A 14,996-nucleotide genomic window follows, 5' to 3' on the forward strand; every position below is an offset into this window, starting at 1 on the left:
CAAGACGGCAAGCAGCTTGTTAGGCTATGCCGTGTACTTTTAGCGCCAACATCAAACGATCTGTTACATTTAGTTTTTCGAAAACAGCCTGAAGGTGGGCACGAACCGTCCTTTCAGTGATACCCAGATCATCTGCAATCAATTGATTGGAATGGCCCAGAGAGGCACGTTGCGCAACCTCGATTTCCCGACTGGTCAGCGAGCTTTCCCAGCCCGACTTGGGTTCCAGACGGCGGGTCACGTCACTGAGCAAACGGCTCAACAGCGACTCGCCCACCCAGACCTGACCGCTTGCAACATGATCCAAAGCCTGAATCAGTAAAGGCGACGAGCTGTAAGCGTGAATATAGCCACGAGCGCCCTGAGCCAGAACGGCCTGACCTTCGGTATCCGAAGGACGGGGGCTGGCGACAATAATTTTCATGCCCTGCACCGCCTGAGCCCATTGTGGATGGTTCCACAATGCCAAGGCGCTATCGACCACCACCAGATCTCGATGCTGTTGTTTCCAACGCAACAAATCGTCCATCCCGTGTCCTCTGGCAGGCAGCCAGGTGACGGAATCCAGATGACGCCAATGCTGCCACAACGCCTCATCGGCCGTCAGAAATAAAACCGAATTTACTTGTCGCATACCGCTTTTCCCTTACTGGTAACACGAGCTATAAGCCATCAGCTCTTGGTCTGACTCGGGTGTTACACCTCTATCGTCAGCGCTACTCCCCCAACGGACCAATCGGCCTTAACGCTCCCTGAATGCGTTGGATCTGGCCCTGAGAATAGGTTTGAGTAAGTACTGCATAACGGTCCGCTTACCCGTCAGAATGTGCACTTCGGCCACCATGCCAGGCAGGATCGGACGGTTATCGTCACCGACATACACCGTGTCAGTACGTACTTTAGCTATATAAAATGAATTGCCTTTTTCATCGGTAATGGTGTCAGCACTGGTCTGCTCCAGCACGCCGGGCAGCCCGCCGTAAATGGCAAAGTCATAGGCAGTGAACTTCACTTCGGCACTTTGACCAGCGTGCAAAAACCCGATATCGCGTGGGTTGATGCGCACTTCCAGCAACAAGGTGTCATCGGTAGGCACGATCTCCAGGATGTCCTTGCCAGGTTGAACCACTCCACCTACGGTATTGGCCGACAAGGTTTTGATGGTGCCACGCACGGGCGAACGCACTTCAGCCAGTCGTACCCGATCGGCCAAGGCACGTTGGCCCTGTTCCAAAGAAGCCAGCTTGGCGCGTGTTTCCGCCAGCTCGGTACGAGCCTGATTGCGGAACGTAATTTCCACCTCACCGATCCGGTTTTGAGCTTCCTGAATCGAAGCCTGAATACGACTGATCTGAGCCGTGGCCGCTTTTTGCTCACCACAGTAACGAGCCACATCGCGCTGAAGGCGCAGCAAATCCACCTCGGACACCGCTCCGCTTTTGAGCAAAGGACGGGTCATTTGCAACTCTTGCGAGGTCAAACCGCAACTGGACGCCGCCTGATCACGATTAGCTTGTGTTTCGCGCAATTCCTGCTGGCGCTGATTCAACTGTTCCTGAGCCACGGAAATATTGGAACGCAGCTCCTCAGTGCGAGCCAGCCAGACGCGGCGCTCCCCCTCGGCCAGATCCGGGGCCTTTTCCAGAACTTCGGCAGGCATGTCCAGGGGCTGGTCGGCGGCAATGGCTTCCAAACGAGCCGCCTTGGCCTTCAAGGACAAGGATTCTGCTTCGTTCTCCCCCAACGAGGAGGAGGCGCGCGTGGGGTCAATACGCAACAGCACCTCACCGGCTTCCACAGACTGGCCGGGGCGCACCAGAATTTCTTCTACTACCCCGCCATCCAGACTCTGCACGACCTGAACCTGGCGAGATGGGACCACTTTACCCTCGCCACGTACCACTTCATCAATACTGGCCAGACTTGCCCAGACGATCAGCAAGCAGATGGCCAGCAAGGTCAGCCAGATCAGCAGCGTGGAACCTCTGACGTCCTGGTATCGGGCGGTCCACGATGCATTTTTGAGCATATTGCTGCCCGGCGGCGGCGAAGTGGTATCTTGAAGCTGCGCACGCACCCAATTGATCAGGTTCTGTATCTTCATGCTGCACTCCGGGCCTTGCCAATCTGCCCGCTACGCAAAGCGGCAATCACCTGATCTTTAGGGCCATCCGCCACAATGCGCCCCATATCCATCACGATCAGACGATCGACCAATTCCAGCAACGCTGTGCGGTGTGTCACCAGCACCACGGTCTTGCCTTCACATTCCTTCTGCAAGCTGCGACGCAAGGCAGACTCGCTCTGGTTATCCATATTGCTGCTGGGCTCATCGAGCAGCAATATGGACGGGTTGCCGATCAAGGCACGGGCCACGGCAATGGCCTGACGCTGGCCTCCAGACAGGGAATCACCCCGCTCGCCAATCATCATGTCGTATCCATCGGGATGGAGTCGGGCGAAATCATCTACCCCTGCCTGGCGGGCGGCCGCCAGCATCTGATCATCGGTCGCGTAAGGAGTACCCATCATCAGATTGTGTTTGAGGCTACCGTAAAACAGCATGGGATCCTGCGAGACATAACCCATGGAGCGACGTACGTCTGCCGGGTCGATCTGCTGGCTATCGATACCATCCAGCACCACGGTCCCACCCGTAGGCTTGTACAAGCCCAGAATCAGCTTGGACAAGGTGGTTTTACCAGAGCCGATGCGACCAATAATGCCGACCTTCTCGCCCGCCTTCAAAGAGAAGCTGACTTTATCAAGCACGTTCTGGCTTGCACCCGGATACGCAAAACTGACGCTACGAAACTCGATAGAACCTTCCAGGTAAGGCCGCGGCACAAAATGTCGATCTTCCGGATGCTCGATGGGCATCGTCATGTAGGTATCCACCGACCCCAATGACGTTCGGGCATTCTGGTATTGCATCATCAGGCCGGCGACCTGCCCCAAGGGGGCAAGGCAGCGTCCCGCAATCATGGACGCAGCAATGATGCCCCCCATGGACAATTTCGTCTCCTGAACCAGATACACACCAATAATGACCACGCTGATAGTGACCATTTGCTGCAGCATCTGTACCGTGTTGACGGTCAAGGTCGAAGTCATCTTGATGCGTGCGCCCTGTCGCGCCAGATACTCGGTGGACTGTTCCCAATCGCGCTGGGCATTGCTTTGCGCGTTCAGAACCTTCAGAGTTTCCATACCGGCCAGGGATTCGATGAGGCCGGCGTTACGCTGGGCAGCTGCCTGAAAGGTTTGCTTGGTCAGACGTTCCATACGCGCCTGAGCAAACCAGGAGATGCCCAAGATGACCACAATGGCCACCACGGGCGGGATCAGCATCCAAGGCGAAATCCAGGCCAGCACCGCCAAAAACAGCAGCACAAACGGCAAGTCGACCAGCGTGGTCAGACTGGCCGAAGCGATAAAGTCGCGCACTGATTCAAAAGAGCGCAGATTGGCCGCGAAAGAGCCCACCGACGGCGGCCGGTTTTCCATCCGCAAGTCCAGCACCCGCTCCATAATCCGCGCGGACAGCTGGATGTCCACCCGTTTACTCGCGACATCGACCACGTAGGCACGCACTGTACTGAGCACCATGTTCATGATCAGCACCAGTCCGATCCCGATCGACAGCACCCACAAGGTTTCAAGCGCCTTGTTGGGAACCACCCGGTCGTACACGTTCATGGTATAGAGCGGAAGGGCCAAGGCAAACAGATTGATCAACAAGGCAGCGCCAAGCGCATCGCGATACAGTCGCCAGTTCTGCACCACGGCGGTCCAGAACCAGTGCTTGCCCTTCATAGGGGCTACACCATCCTTGGCACGCGCCTCAACCCGGAAATCGGGTTTGACAACGACCAACAGCCCGGAATACTGCGCTTGCAGATCATCCAGACTGATTTCGCTGGGGCTCCCGCTTTCGGGGAAATGCACGTGCGCACGGTCTTCTTCCAGCCCCAGCAAGACACATGCCCGGTTGTTCTTCAACAACAAAATGACCGGGAACAAGCTGGCGTCCAGCTCGGTAAATACCCGGCGCCAGATCCGCGCCGTGCAATGACCGCGTGCCGCCGCCCGATTCAACAGTGCAGGCGTCAAGCGCCCCCGCTGCAAAGGCAAGCCCGCAGACAAGTGCTGGGGCGTGCAGGGATTACCGTGTATACGGGTAATCTCCGCCAGGCAGGTTAGAAGGGGATCATCATGAGTCAGATGAGGCGGGACACTGAATTCCCCGCTTGTTGGTGCCGTGCTATCAGATGAGTGGTTCATCGTCATTAATCAAATCCAACGAATCCCGCAGGCGCTGGCGGGTCAGTTTGCGCTCATTCAACTTGGCCAAAGCCTGGGGAGGCAGATCAGTCATGCGAAGCACACCGTTTGCAACCAGTGCGTCAATCAAATCTTCCAGTACCCGGATAAAACTCGCATCCGAGGCCGAAAGCTCTTGTTTGTAATCGTCTTCGTTCTGACTCATCCATGCCTCCTTTTTCTATCTAGTACGCCATCAGGCAGATATTAAAGTCCGGCTGCCTTCTCGCGCAGGACAGGCGGGGCCATGCCGTCGCGATAATCAACAGAGACTGGCGTCAGGTTAGACGTATCTGGAACCGGTGTCATACATGCCTTGAACGCTTCTTCAGGAAAATCGAGCTTGGCCGCTTCTTCAGGTTGCTCCGAGTAGGGCTGGGACAGGCCTACGGACGACACCAGGCGGTGCGACAAAGTCAACCAACGGTATTCAGCTTGCTGGAGATCGTAAGTGGCATTGGCCAGCGCGCGACGGGCATCAAACAGCTCGTTTTCCGTATCCAGCAAGTCCAGCAAAGAGCGTTGACCAATCTGGAACTGCTGCATATAGGCAACTCGCACCTTGGAGGTCGCCAGTTCGTGCTGCTTCAGGAAAGGCAACTGGGCACGCAGACGCTCGATATTGTTCCAAGCCACTGCCAGATCCTGCTGTACGTTGCGGCAGGTGTAGTCGCGCACATCGCGGGCAGCATACTGTTGAGCCGTGGTTTGACGGATGCGGGCGGCATCAGCACCACCTCGGAACAGGTTGTACGACAGCATCAACTGCACATTGCTGCTTTGTGAATCACGGTAGGCAGATGCACCTGGGGGGTCAGTCTTGTCTTTACCAGTGGCAGCGCGCAACTCCAGCGTTGGCGACAGACGACCTTGGGCTACATGCTTGCCCGACTCGGCGGCCTGGTACAAAGCTTGTTTAGCCAGAATTACCGGGCTGGTACGCAAAGAAGGCAGGAAGTCCACGGTCTTGGCAGGGATGGACTCGCTCAGGCTGGGTGCGGCCTGCAATACTTCCGGCGCAGGCACGCCCACAATACGACGGTAACGCTGCAACACGTCATTCAGATTGCCCGCTTCGGTCATCATATTGCTTTGGGCCAGGGCTTGGCGACCATAGGCCTGTTCCAGATCCACACCACGGCCTACGCCCGATTCGGAGCGCTCCTGAATCTGGCTCAGAATGTTCAGGTGCATGCCATAGTTTTCACGGGCAAGCTTTTCCATTTCGCGGTAACGCAACACATCAATGTGCGCATTGGCCGCTTCCAGGGCCAGCGAATCTACCGACGCCAGCAACTCATAGTAAGTAGCCAGTTTTTCGTAGCCCAATTGACGCACTTGATTGATCGAGGAGAAACCATCAAAGATCAATTGACGCAATTGCAGGCTGTAGCCATTACGGGTCCAGTTGACCGATGGCGCACTCGATGTACCGCCCCGCCATTCTTTACCGACCCAGCCCTGAGCATTGATTTCGGGCATCAAGGCACCCCGGCCCACATTCTGGCCTTCCAGCGCCGACTGGAAATCCTGAAAGCGAGCGCCAAGTTCAGGATTGGACATAATTGCCCGCTCAATACTGTCCTTGAAGCTCAAGCTGTTTTCCTGCTGGGCAAGCGCTGGCTGCGCCAGTAGTAACGCTGTCAGCAGCGAACTTACCGTTAGAGTTTTCTTACCACGCACGTCGGCCTCCGTAAGATCCTGAGCCGCGTCCGCAACAGACGTCCTCGCGTCAGCGTTGCAACGCATGGCCGGATCATATTTAAGTACAAAAATGAAAGAAGAGTGGGATCGGTGTGCCACTTAAGATAAGCGAAAGGAACACCACCCGAGGGCCCAACACCTATGTATTGCACATAGGATTTACATCTAAGGCTGGCAAACCTGACGCCAGCCGCAGCAGTATGTTCATAATGGACCGGGGCAAGACAAGGCGGAGCTACAGGCTTCTGACCTGTATTCTTGGAGCATAACCTTGTGTCTATTTGTGACTTTTCGTGTAGAGAAAGGTGAAACTCTCTACGTCGATCACAGGACAAATTGTATCTTAAATTACAAAGCTCTTCGTCGATCACAATGTTAAAAATGATAAATAGCCTGTGACAAAATCAGCAATAACGCCATGAAATTAAACGACTCCAAGATATTAGGCGCTTAACGACAAACCATTGTGTCATAAGTCACGCTCAGCACCGTTGGTAATAATCTACAAAAAACTTTCACCTTAATAAGCATTTGGGTTACATCGTCTGCCGATCTAAATCTCATCTGTCGGTAAAAGGAATTTACGGGGCCAACATATAACTTTCTTTATTGTCGACAATAACTCACTTGTAACCGTTTCCCATTGCAGTTTGGTTTCTTTTTACTTCCTTGTACAAGGAATTGAAAAAAATACTTGTAATCAAAAACTTATAGCAATCGCGCGTTCCCCCCTGTGCCAGGCCCCTTTGGTCGCTTCTTAGAACCATCGCTTACCAGTTGTCCACTCCCTGGCGCTTGTCCCACCTCTGCCTGCCCGATACCATCGGAAGATACGTATTCAGTGAGCAACACTCAACTTGGAGGCCGCACATGTATCAACACCTGGCCCTGTATATCAATGGTCAATTTCTGGATGGACAAGGTCGCCAGACCCAGGCCGTCATCAACCCGGCCAACGGCAGCACGCTAGGCCAACTGCCGCTGGCGTCACAGGCCGATCTGGATGCCGCACTGAGCGCCGCCCAAGCCGCATTCAAAAGCTGGCGTCACAGTTCCCCGATGGACCGCAGTGCCATCTTGCGCAAGGTGGCGGAACTGTCCCGTGAACGCGCGCAGGAGATTGGCCGCAATTTGACGCTGGATCAAGGCAAGCCTTTGGCCGAGGCCGTCGGCGAGATCATGTCCTGCGCCGACCATGCGGATTGGCACGCCGAAGAGTGCCGCCGGATTTATGGTCGCGTCATCCCTGCCCGCAATTCAAAAGTGCAGCAACTGGTGCTGCGCGAGCCTATCGGTGTCTGCGCTGCGTTCACACCCTGGAACTTCCCCTATAACCAGGCCATTCGGAAAATCTGCGCCGCCATCGGAGCGGGCTGCACCATTATTCTGAAAGGCCCGGAGGACTCCCCCAGCGCAGTCATGGCCATTGCCCAGGCCTTTCACGATGCGGGCTTGCCACCGGGCGTATTGAATATTGTCTGGGGCATTCCACAAGAGGTCTCGGATTATCTGATCCGCTCCCCCATCGTGCGTAAAGTCTCGTTTACCGGCTCAGTCCCCGTTGGCAAGCAGTTGGCAGCGCTGGCCGGCGCTCATATGAAACGCATCACCATGGAACTGGGAGGGCACTCGCCCGTTCTGGTCCTGCCCGATGCCGATGTCGCCCGCGCTGCTCGTCAGCTCGCCCGGTTCAAAATACGCAATGCCGGGCAGGTGTGCATTTCACCCACACGCTTTTATATTCACGACGACATCTATACCCAGTTCGTGGACCGCTTTACCGAAGAATTGGCGAATGTGAAGGTGGGAGACGGCCTGGACCCGGATACACAGATGGGCCCCTTGGCCCACGAACGCCGTATTCCCATGATGCAAAAGTTTGTCGACAACGCCCGTTCGCTGGGCGGCAAAGTCGTGCTGGGAGGCGAGCAGATCAAACGCGACGGTTTCTTTTTCTCGCCTACGGTACTGACCGACTTACCTGACGATGCACTGGTCATGACCGAAGAGCCCTTCGGCCCCATCGCCCCCCTGACCCGCTATCATGATCTGGACGATGCCATCGCCCGCGCCAACAGCCTGCCTTACGGTTTATCGGCCTACGCCTTTACGCAATCCTTACAGGCTGCGCATCGCTTGGGCACAGAACTGGAATCGGGTATGGTCAACATCAATCACTTTGGCAGCTCTTTGCCCGAAACTCCCTTCGGAGGAGTCAAAGACAGTGGCATTGGCAGTGAAGGCGGGACTGAAACCTTTGACGGATACTTAGTCACCAAATTTGTGACACAGATCTAAGAATGGCTCCTGGCCCCGCTTTACGGGGCTAGGGTGAACCCCTACTGTACTAATTGTGTATTCCCGTTAAATTATTCAAACACTCGTTTGAAATTAGGAAATAACGGTGAAACGCTCTGATCGGACACAGTCCGCCATTCTCGACGCAGCCGAGCATCTTTTCGCGCTGTATGGCCACGAAAACACCTCCATGCGCCAGATTACAGCGCAGGCCAAGGTGAACCTGTCGGCTGTCAATTATCACTTCGGCAGTAAAGACGGACTGACACAGGCTGTATTTCAACGCCGCCTGAACAGCATCAATCAAGAGCGGCTGGAAAAGCTGGCTTTTTATCGCCAGCAAGCCGGTGATGGACCGTTGAAAGCATCTCAGGTGGTCGATGCCTTTTTTGGCCCGCTGATACGTCTAGCCGGTTCAGGCAAGGGCGCTCCACGCTCGTTCATTCCTTTGCCAGGACAGGATCGTCCAGCGCCACAAGACTTCATTCAGTCCATCTGCTGGGACGAACAAGTCGCCATCTTTCTTCCTTTCAAGCAGGCTTTGCACGAGGCGCTGCCCACCGTACCGGAAGAAGAAATCATCTGGCGATTCCATTTCATGCTGGGTGCTACTTCGTATGCCCTGATGGGCACCCAATCATTGCGTCGGGCCTTGCAATTGCCCCTTAACGACTCTCCTGAAAGTGAGCAGCAATTGCAACAGCGTCTGATGAGTTTTCTGCTGGGTGGATTACGGGCCCCTTTGCCGGCCAGCAGCTGATCTGCGAGGTCCTGGCAGTCGGGCTGCACCGAGGCGAACCGTACTGTTAGGGAACGACAAGCCTCAGGTAAGCATGAAGGTGTTTTTGCCGCTGAGCCGTCCCGAGGGACAAAACGCCCCCCAAGGGGGCAACAAGCCAGCGGCGCAGCATGGGGGTAATTTTCCTACCGCCAAGCCGTCCCACGGTACAAAGCGCCCCCTCAGGGGGCAGCACGCTGAAGGGGCTGCATGGGGGCATTCTTTTTCTTTTTGAGCTAGTCCGGAGTTGCTATGTTTCTGACCTTGCTATTGATACTGCTGGTGCTTGGCTGCGTCTACGTTCTCAAAAACCGGAATCTACGCACTAAGTGGCTCAGTCGCCCAATTTACCGTGCCTTTTCCAGTGTTTTGCCCGCCATGTCCCAAACTGAGCGCGATGCGCTGGAGGCAGGGACAGTCTGGTGGGAAAGTGAGCTGTTTCGTGGAAAACCCAACTGGAATACCTTGAGCGCTTACCCCGCCTATCGGCTCACCGAGGAAGAGCGTCAGTTTCTGGACAATGAAGTCAATGTGGCCTGCGCCATGATTGATGACTGGCAAGTCAGCCAGGAAGACTTCGACATGCCCGTCGAAGTCTGGAACTACCTGAAAGAAAACCGCTTTTTCAGTCTGATTATTCCCAAGGAATACGGTGGTCGCGGTTTCTCGGCACAGGCGCACTCGGCCGTGGTGGCCAAGCTCTCGACACGCAACTCGGCCCTGTCCGTGTCGGTCATGGTGCCCAACTCACTAGGCCCGGCCGAGCTGCTACTGCATTACGGCACCGATGAGCAAAAGCAACACTATCTGCCCCGTCTGGCTGATGGCCGTGACATCCCCGCTTTCGCCCTGACCAGCCCATGGGCCGGTTCCGATGCGGCGGCCATTCCCGATGTAGGGATTGTCTGCAAAGGCGAATGGGAAGGTCAGGAAGTACTGGGCATGCGCGTCACCTGGGACAAGCGCTACATCACTCTGGCCCCGGTATGCACCTTGCTGGGACTGGCCTTTCGCCTCTATGACCCGGACGGCTTGCTCGGGGGAGAGAAAGACATTGGCATCACCTGCGCCCTGGTCCCCAGCGATCACCCAGGGGTAGAGACCGGTCGTCGTCACTTCCCTTTGAACGCCATGTTCATGAATGGCCCGACCCGCGGTAACGATGTCTTCATGCCACTGGAATTCATTATTGGTGGCCCTGCCATGGCCGGGCAAGGCTGGCGCATGCTGATGGAGTGTCTGGCGGCAGGGCGCTCCATCTCCTTGCCCTCCTCGTTTACCGGCATGGCCAAGTTAACCAGCCGCGCGGTAGGCGGGTATTCCGCCGTACGCACCCAGTTTCGCAGCGCCATCAGCAAGTTTGAAGGTGTGGAAGAAGCGCTGGCTCGCATTGCTGGCCACACCTATGCCATGGATGCCGCCCGCACCATGACAGCCGCGGCGGTGGACCTGGGCGAAAAGCCATCCGTCGTCTCAGCCATCGTCAAATACCATGTGACCGAGCGGGGCCGCATGGTGGTTAACGACGGGATGGATGTGATCGGCGGCAAAGGCATTTGCCTTGGCCCCTCCAATTTCCTGGGTCGCGCCTACCAACAAATACCAGTCGGCATCACGGTAGAAGGCGCCAATATTCTGACGCGCAGCCTGATTATTTTTGGTCAGGGCGCGATCCGTTGCCATCCTTTCATTCTGGAAGAAATGACTGCTGCGCTGGACCCGGATCGTGAAGCTGGACTGCGCAAGTTTGACCAAGCCTTCTGGGCTCACGTTCGTTACACTCTGGCCAACACGGGCCGTTCTTTCTGGCTAGGCCTGGGTGGCTGGCGTTTGCTAAGTGGCCCCACGGGCACAGCCAAGTCCATGCATCCCTACTACGGTCAGGCCAGCCGTTACAGCGCAGCCTTTTCCTTGTTGGCCGATGCTTCCATGCTGGTGCTGGGCGGCTCTCTGAAAATGCGCGAGCGCCTGTCATCTCGTCTGGGAGATGCACTGTCCGAACTCTATATGCTCAGCGCGGTCCTCAAGCGTTACCAGGACGAAGGCCGTCAACAAGAAGATGCGCCTTTAGCTCACTGGGCGGCCCAGGATGCCTTGATGCGCACACAGCATGCCCTGGACAAGGTGCTGAAAAACTTTCCGAACCGACCTTTGGCTGGCCTGCTGCGCCTGCTGGTCTTTCCGCTAGGCCTGCGCCGCCTGGGGCCCAATGACAAGCTGGATCATGCCGTCGCCAAACTGTTGACCCGACCCGGCCCCACTCGTGACCGCCTGACCTACGACACCTATCTGCCCAACGATGACAAGGAGCCCGTGGGCGCTATCGAAGCGGCATTGCTGGCGGCTCTGAATACTCGCGATATTGACGCGAAAATCCGTCAGTTCGAAAAGAGCGGTCAGTTGCAGGACAACCCCAAGGCCAACGTACGTGATATAGCCGAAGCGGTCTTCCAGGCAGGCGGAATCAGCGCTCAAGAGTTCGAGCAAATTCAGGCGCGCGATGTCCTGCGCGACCGAGTGATCGCCGTGGACGATTTCCCTTTCGATCTGCGCCGGGAACGCGCCGCCACTGAAACCACCAGTGGGAGCCAAGCATGAGTTTTCAACCGGTCTATATTATTGACGGCGCACGCAGCCCGTTTCTGAAAGCGCGTAACGCGCCCGGCCCGTTCTCAGCGGGAGACCTGGCGGTACAAACCGGCCGCGAGCTTTTGCTACGCCAACCCTTTGAGGCGTCGCAGCTCAGCGAAGTCATTCTGGGTTGCGCGGCTCCGTCGCCCGATGAAACCAATATTGGCCGGGTGCTGGGTCTGCGTCTGGGCACCGGCCACAAAGTGCCGGGCTGGACCGTGATGCGCAACTGCGCTTCGGGCATGCAAGCGCTCGATTCAGGTGTGCAGGCCATCCAAACCGGTCGCTCGCAACTGGTACTGGCCGGCGGCGTAGATGCCCTGTCTCACGCCCCCATCCTGTTCAGCGACGATATGGTTCGCTGGCTGGCAGGCTGGGGCAAAGCTCGCAGCATGGGCGCACGTCTGAAAGCACTGGGCAGCCTGCGGCTGTCTTACCTGAAACCCGTCATCGGATTGCTCAAGGGGCTGACAGACCCCGTAGTCGGCTTATCCATGGGGCAGACCGCAGAAATTCTGGCCCATCAATTTGGCATCAGCCGTCAGGACATGGACGAATTTGCCGCTCGCAGCCATCGTCTGGCTCTGCGTGCGCAACACGAACACGCGTTTGAAGAAATCGTGCCGCTCAGCGATACGCGCGGCAACAGCTACCCGAACGATGATGGCGTACGTGCGGACTCCACACCTGACAAGCTGGCCAAGCTGCGTCCGGTCTTTGACCCGCCCTGGGGCAACATCACAGCGGGCAACAGCTCACAGGTCACCGATGGCGCTGCGTTGTTGATTCTGGCCAGCGAGACAGCCGTCAAAGAGCACCAGCTCAAACCGATAGGCCGAATTGTGGATGCCCAGTGGGCGGGACTGGACCCGGCCACCATGGGTTTGGGGCCGGTATTTGCGGCCACACCGATTCTGGAACGCAATCGTTTGGCCTTGAATGGCCCGGACTTGTGGGAAATCAACGAAGCCTTTGCGGCGCAAGTGCTGGCATGTCGCGCTGCATGGGACGATCAGCAATGGTGCCAGACGCATCTGGGACGTGATGCCCTGGGCTTGCTGGACATGGACAAGCTCAACGTGGACGGTGGCGCAATTGCGATCGGCCACCCGGTGGGCGCCTCTGGCGCCCGAATCGTACTGCATTGCCTGCATGCCCTGCGTCGTCGCAACTTGCGTCTGGGCATGGCCGCCATTTGTATTGGCGGTGGCCAGGGCGGCGCCATGTTGATCGAATCGCTGCAAGGAACTGAATCATGATGCCTGTCGCTACCTTGGATTTGCAAAACTTCACCCTGCATACGGACGATCAGCACATTGCCTGGCTGAAAATCGACTGTGTGGGCAGTTCGGTCAATCGACTCTCTGCACTCGTGTTGCAAGAACTGAATCAGGCCCTGGATTACCTGAGCGGCCATCCCCCAAAAGCGTTGATCATTTACTCAGGCAAAGCCGCCGGATTTATCGCGGGGGCTGATATCGACGAGTTTTCCGAACACGGCAACAATCCTGAAAAGGGTCTGGCATTGGTCACGCGCGGCTGGACGGTGTTCAACAAACTGGCCAAGCAAACCTATCCGACCCTGGCACTGGTACAAGGCCACTGCCTGGGCGGGGGACTGGAGCTGGCCCTGGCGTGTCGCTATTCCCTGGCCGTGGATCAGGACGACACGCGCCTGGCTCTGCCCGAAGTCATGCTGGGTATCTTCCCAGGCTGGGGAGGAATGTTGCGCCTGCCTGAATACATCGGCCCGGCTGCCGCCATGGACCTGATGCTCAGTGGCAAAAGCGTCGATGCGCGCAAGGCAGCCCGTATGGGCATCGTCGATGCCTGCGTCCCGGTGCGTCTGGCCCGGCAAGCGGCCGTCAAGCAGGTTCTCAGCGGTAAAAAACCTCGTCGTGCCCAGGGCTTGCCCCGTCTGATGAACAGCAAGCTGCTACGTCCCCTGGTGGCTCGCCAGGTACGCCAGCAACTGGAAAAACGTGATCCGTATCAACACTATCAAGCCCCTCGCGCCATTTTGGAAATTTGGGAGAAACACAATGGCAACGCGCTGAAAGCACCCGAGCTGATTGAACAGATCACCCGCTCTGACACCGCAGCCAACCTGCTGCGTGTCTTTCACCTGCAGGAGCGGCTAAAGAGCATCGGAAAACACGCCTCATCACAAGTGCTCAGTCATATTCATGTCGTAGGTGCGGGCGTCATGGGCGGCGATATTGCTGCAGTATGTGCTCTCAAAGGCCTGCGAGTGACCTTGCAGGATCAGGACCGAGAGCGGATCGCACAGGCTCAGGGGCGGGCCGCCAAGTTGTTCCAGCGCCGTCTGAAAGACCGCAAGCTGGTGCAGGCGGCGCTGGATCGTTTGATCCCGGACCCGAACGGTCATGGCATCGCTTCAGCGGATCTGGTGCTCGAGGCAATCTTCGAGAACGCCGACGCCAAGCGCAGCCTGTACACCACGATAGAGCCGTTGTTGAAGCCGGGGGCCATTCTGGCGACCAATACCTCCAGTTTGCCTTTGTCCGAACTCAGCCTGAATCTGATCAATCCGCAGCGGCTGGTGGGCATTCACTTCTTTAACCCGGTCTCTCGCATGCCGTTGGTTGAGGTCGTGGAAAGCGAATTGCTCGCACCTGACGTACGCAGCACCGCCTACGCCTTTGTGAACCAGATCGGCAAGTTGCCTTTGCCCGTCAAAGACAGCCCGGGGTTTTTAGTCAATGCCGTCTTGGCGCCCTACATGCTCGAGGCCATGCGCTGTGTGGACGAAGGACTGGAGCCGGCCACCGTGGACAAAGCCATGGTCCAGTTCGGCATGCCGATGGGACCACTTGAACTGGCCGACACGGTAGGTCTGGACATTGCCCGGGATGCCGGTGCGCAACTTAGCCAGCAGGCCGTCATGCCCGCCTGCCTGAAAAGCCATTTGGATCGCCAGGAGCTGGGTCGTAAAACGGGCCAGGGTTTCTATACCTGGAAAGATGGCAAAGCCCAGAAGCCACCCGCAGGAACGATACCCAGCGGTCTGGCAGATCGCCTGATCAAGCCCCTGATCGAACAGACGGAGCACCAGGTGCGCATCGGGGTGGTGCAAAACGAAGATCTGGCCGATGCAGGCGTCATTTTCGGTACAGGCTTTGCCCCCTTCCGGGGAGGGCCACTGCATTACAAAGCAACACAAAAACAACGCAATTAGCTCGAATTGGCACAAATACCTATACGCCGATTGGCCTAGGTCATGCACCATAGAAAACAAACA

10 protein-coding genes are annotated in these 14,996 nt (G+C 56.8%); 5 read left to right on the forward strand and 5 right to left on the reverse strand.

Features of this window, described 5'->3' with window-relative positions:
- Positions 1–19: 19 nt before the first annotated feature.
- The 5 genes from RSQ48_RS16700 to RSQ48_RS16720 all read right to left on the reverse strand — a co-directional run bounded on the left by RSQ48_RS16700 (position 20) and on the right by RSQ48_RS16720 (position 6,072).
- The gene (locus tag RSQ48_RS16700; protein WP_003802989.1) at positions 20–634 is read right to left on the reverse strand and encodes a response regulator transcription factor; all 615 of its coding nucleotides are present in this window, start codon (positions 632–634) and stop codon (positions 20–22) included.
- A 108-nt stretch (positions 635–742) separates the two neighbouring features.
- Complete coding sequence (locus RSQ48_RS16705; RefSeq protein ID WP_230406343.1) at positions 743–2,029, reverse strand: HlyD family type I secretion periplasmic adaptor subunit; 1,287 nt, start codon at positions 2,027–2,029, stop codon at positions 743–745.
- 71 nt (positions 2,030–2,100) lie between these two features.
- Positions 2,101–4,284, reverse strand: coding sequence for a type I secretion system permease/ATPase (locus RSQ48_RS16710; protein ID WP_240209116.1), 2,184 nt, complete (start codon positions 4,282–4,284; stop codon positions 2,101–2,103).
- Positions 4,268–4,489, reverse strand: coding sequence for a hypothetical protein (locus RSQ48_RS16715; protein WP_003802992.1), 222 nt, complete (start codon positions 4,487–4,489; stop codon positions 4,268–4,270). The genes RSQ48_RS16710 and RSQ48_RS16715 overlap by 17 nt, the downstream gene beginning before the upstream one ends.
- A 41-nt stretch (positions 4,490–4,530) precedes the next feature.
- On the reverse strand, positions 4,531–6,072 hold the full coding sequence (locus RSQ48_RS16720) for a TolC family outer membrane protein (protein WP_080584989.1): 1,542 nt from the start codon (positions 6,070–6,072) through the stop codon (positions 4,531–4,533).
- An 825-nt stretch (positions 6,073–6,897) separates the two neighbouring features.
- On the opposite strand from RSQ48_RS16720, the gene RSQ48_RS16725 reads away from it, so the two are divergent.
- From RSQ48_RS16725 to RSQ48_RS16745, 5 genes are all read left to right on the forward strand, one after another.
- Entirely contained in the window at positions 6,898–8,325 is a 1,428-nt protein-coding gene (locus RSQ48_RS16725; RefSeq protein ID WP_415301999.1) for an NAD-dependent succinate-semialdehyde dehydrogenase, read from the forward strand.
- A gap of 106 nt (positions 8,326–8,431) precedes the next feature.
- Entirely contained in the window at positions 8,432–9,085 is a 654-nt protein-coding gene (locus RSQ48_RS16730; protein ID WP_003802995.1) for a TetR/AcrR family transcriptional regulator, read from the forward strand.
- A 270-nt stretch (positions 9,086–9,355) separates the two neighbouring features.
- Positions 9,356–11,701, forward strand: coding sequence for an acyl-CoA dehydrogenase (locus RSQ48_RS16735; protein ID WP_415302000.1), 2,346 nt, complete (start codon positions 9,356–9,358; stop codon positions 11,699–11,701).
- Complete coding sequence (locus RSQ48_RS16740; protein WP_003802997.1) at positions 11,698–12,993, forward strand: acetyl-CoA C-acetyltransferase; 1,296 nt, start codon at positions 11,698–11,700, stop codon at positions 12,991–12,993. Before RSQ48_RS16735 ends, RSQ48_RS16740 begins: the two co-directional genes overlap by 4 nt.
- Complete coding sequence (locus tag RSQ48_RS16745) at positions 12,990–14,933, forward strand: 3-hydroxyacyl-CoA dehydrogenase NAD-binding domain-containing protein (RefSeq protein WP_415302001.1); 1,944 nt, start codon at positions 12,990–12,992, stop codon at positions 14,931–14,933. The genes RSQ48_RS16740 and RSQ48_RS16745 overlap by 4 nt, the downstream gene beginning before the upstream one ends.
- The last annotated feature ends 63 nt before the right edge of the window (positions 14,934–14,996 follow it).

The sequence above is a fragment of the Alcaligenes sp. SJTW-7 genome (assembly GCF_047716895.1).
GTDB lineage: Bacteria > Pseudomonadota > Gammaproteobacteria > Burkholderiales > Burkholderiaceae_B > Alcaligenes > Alcaligenes ammonioxydans.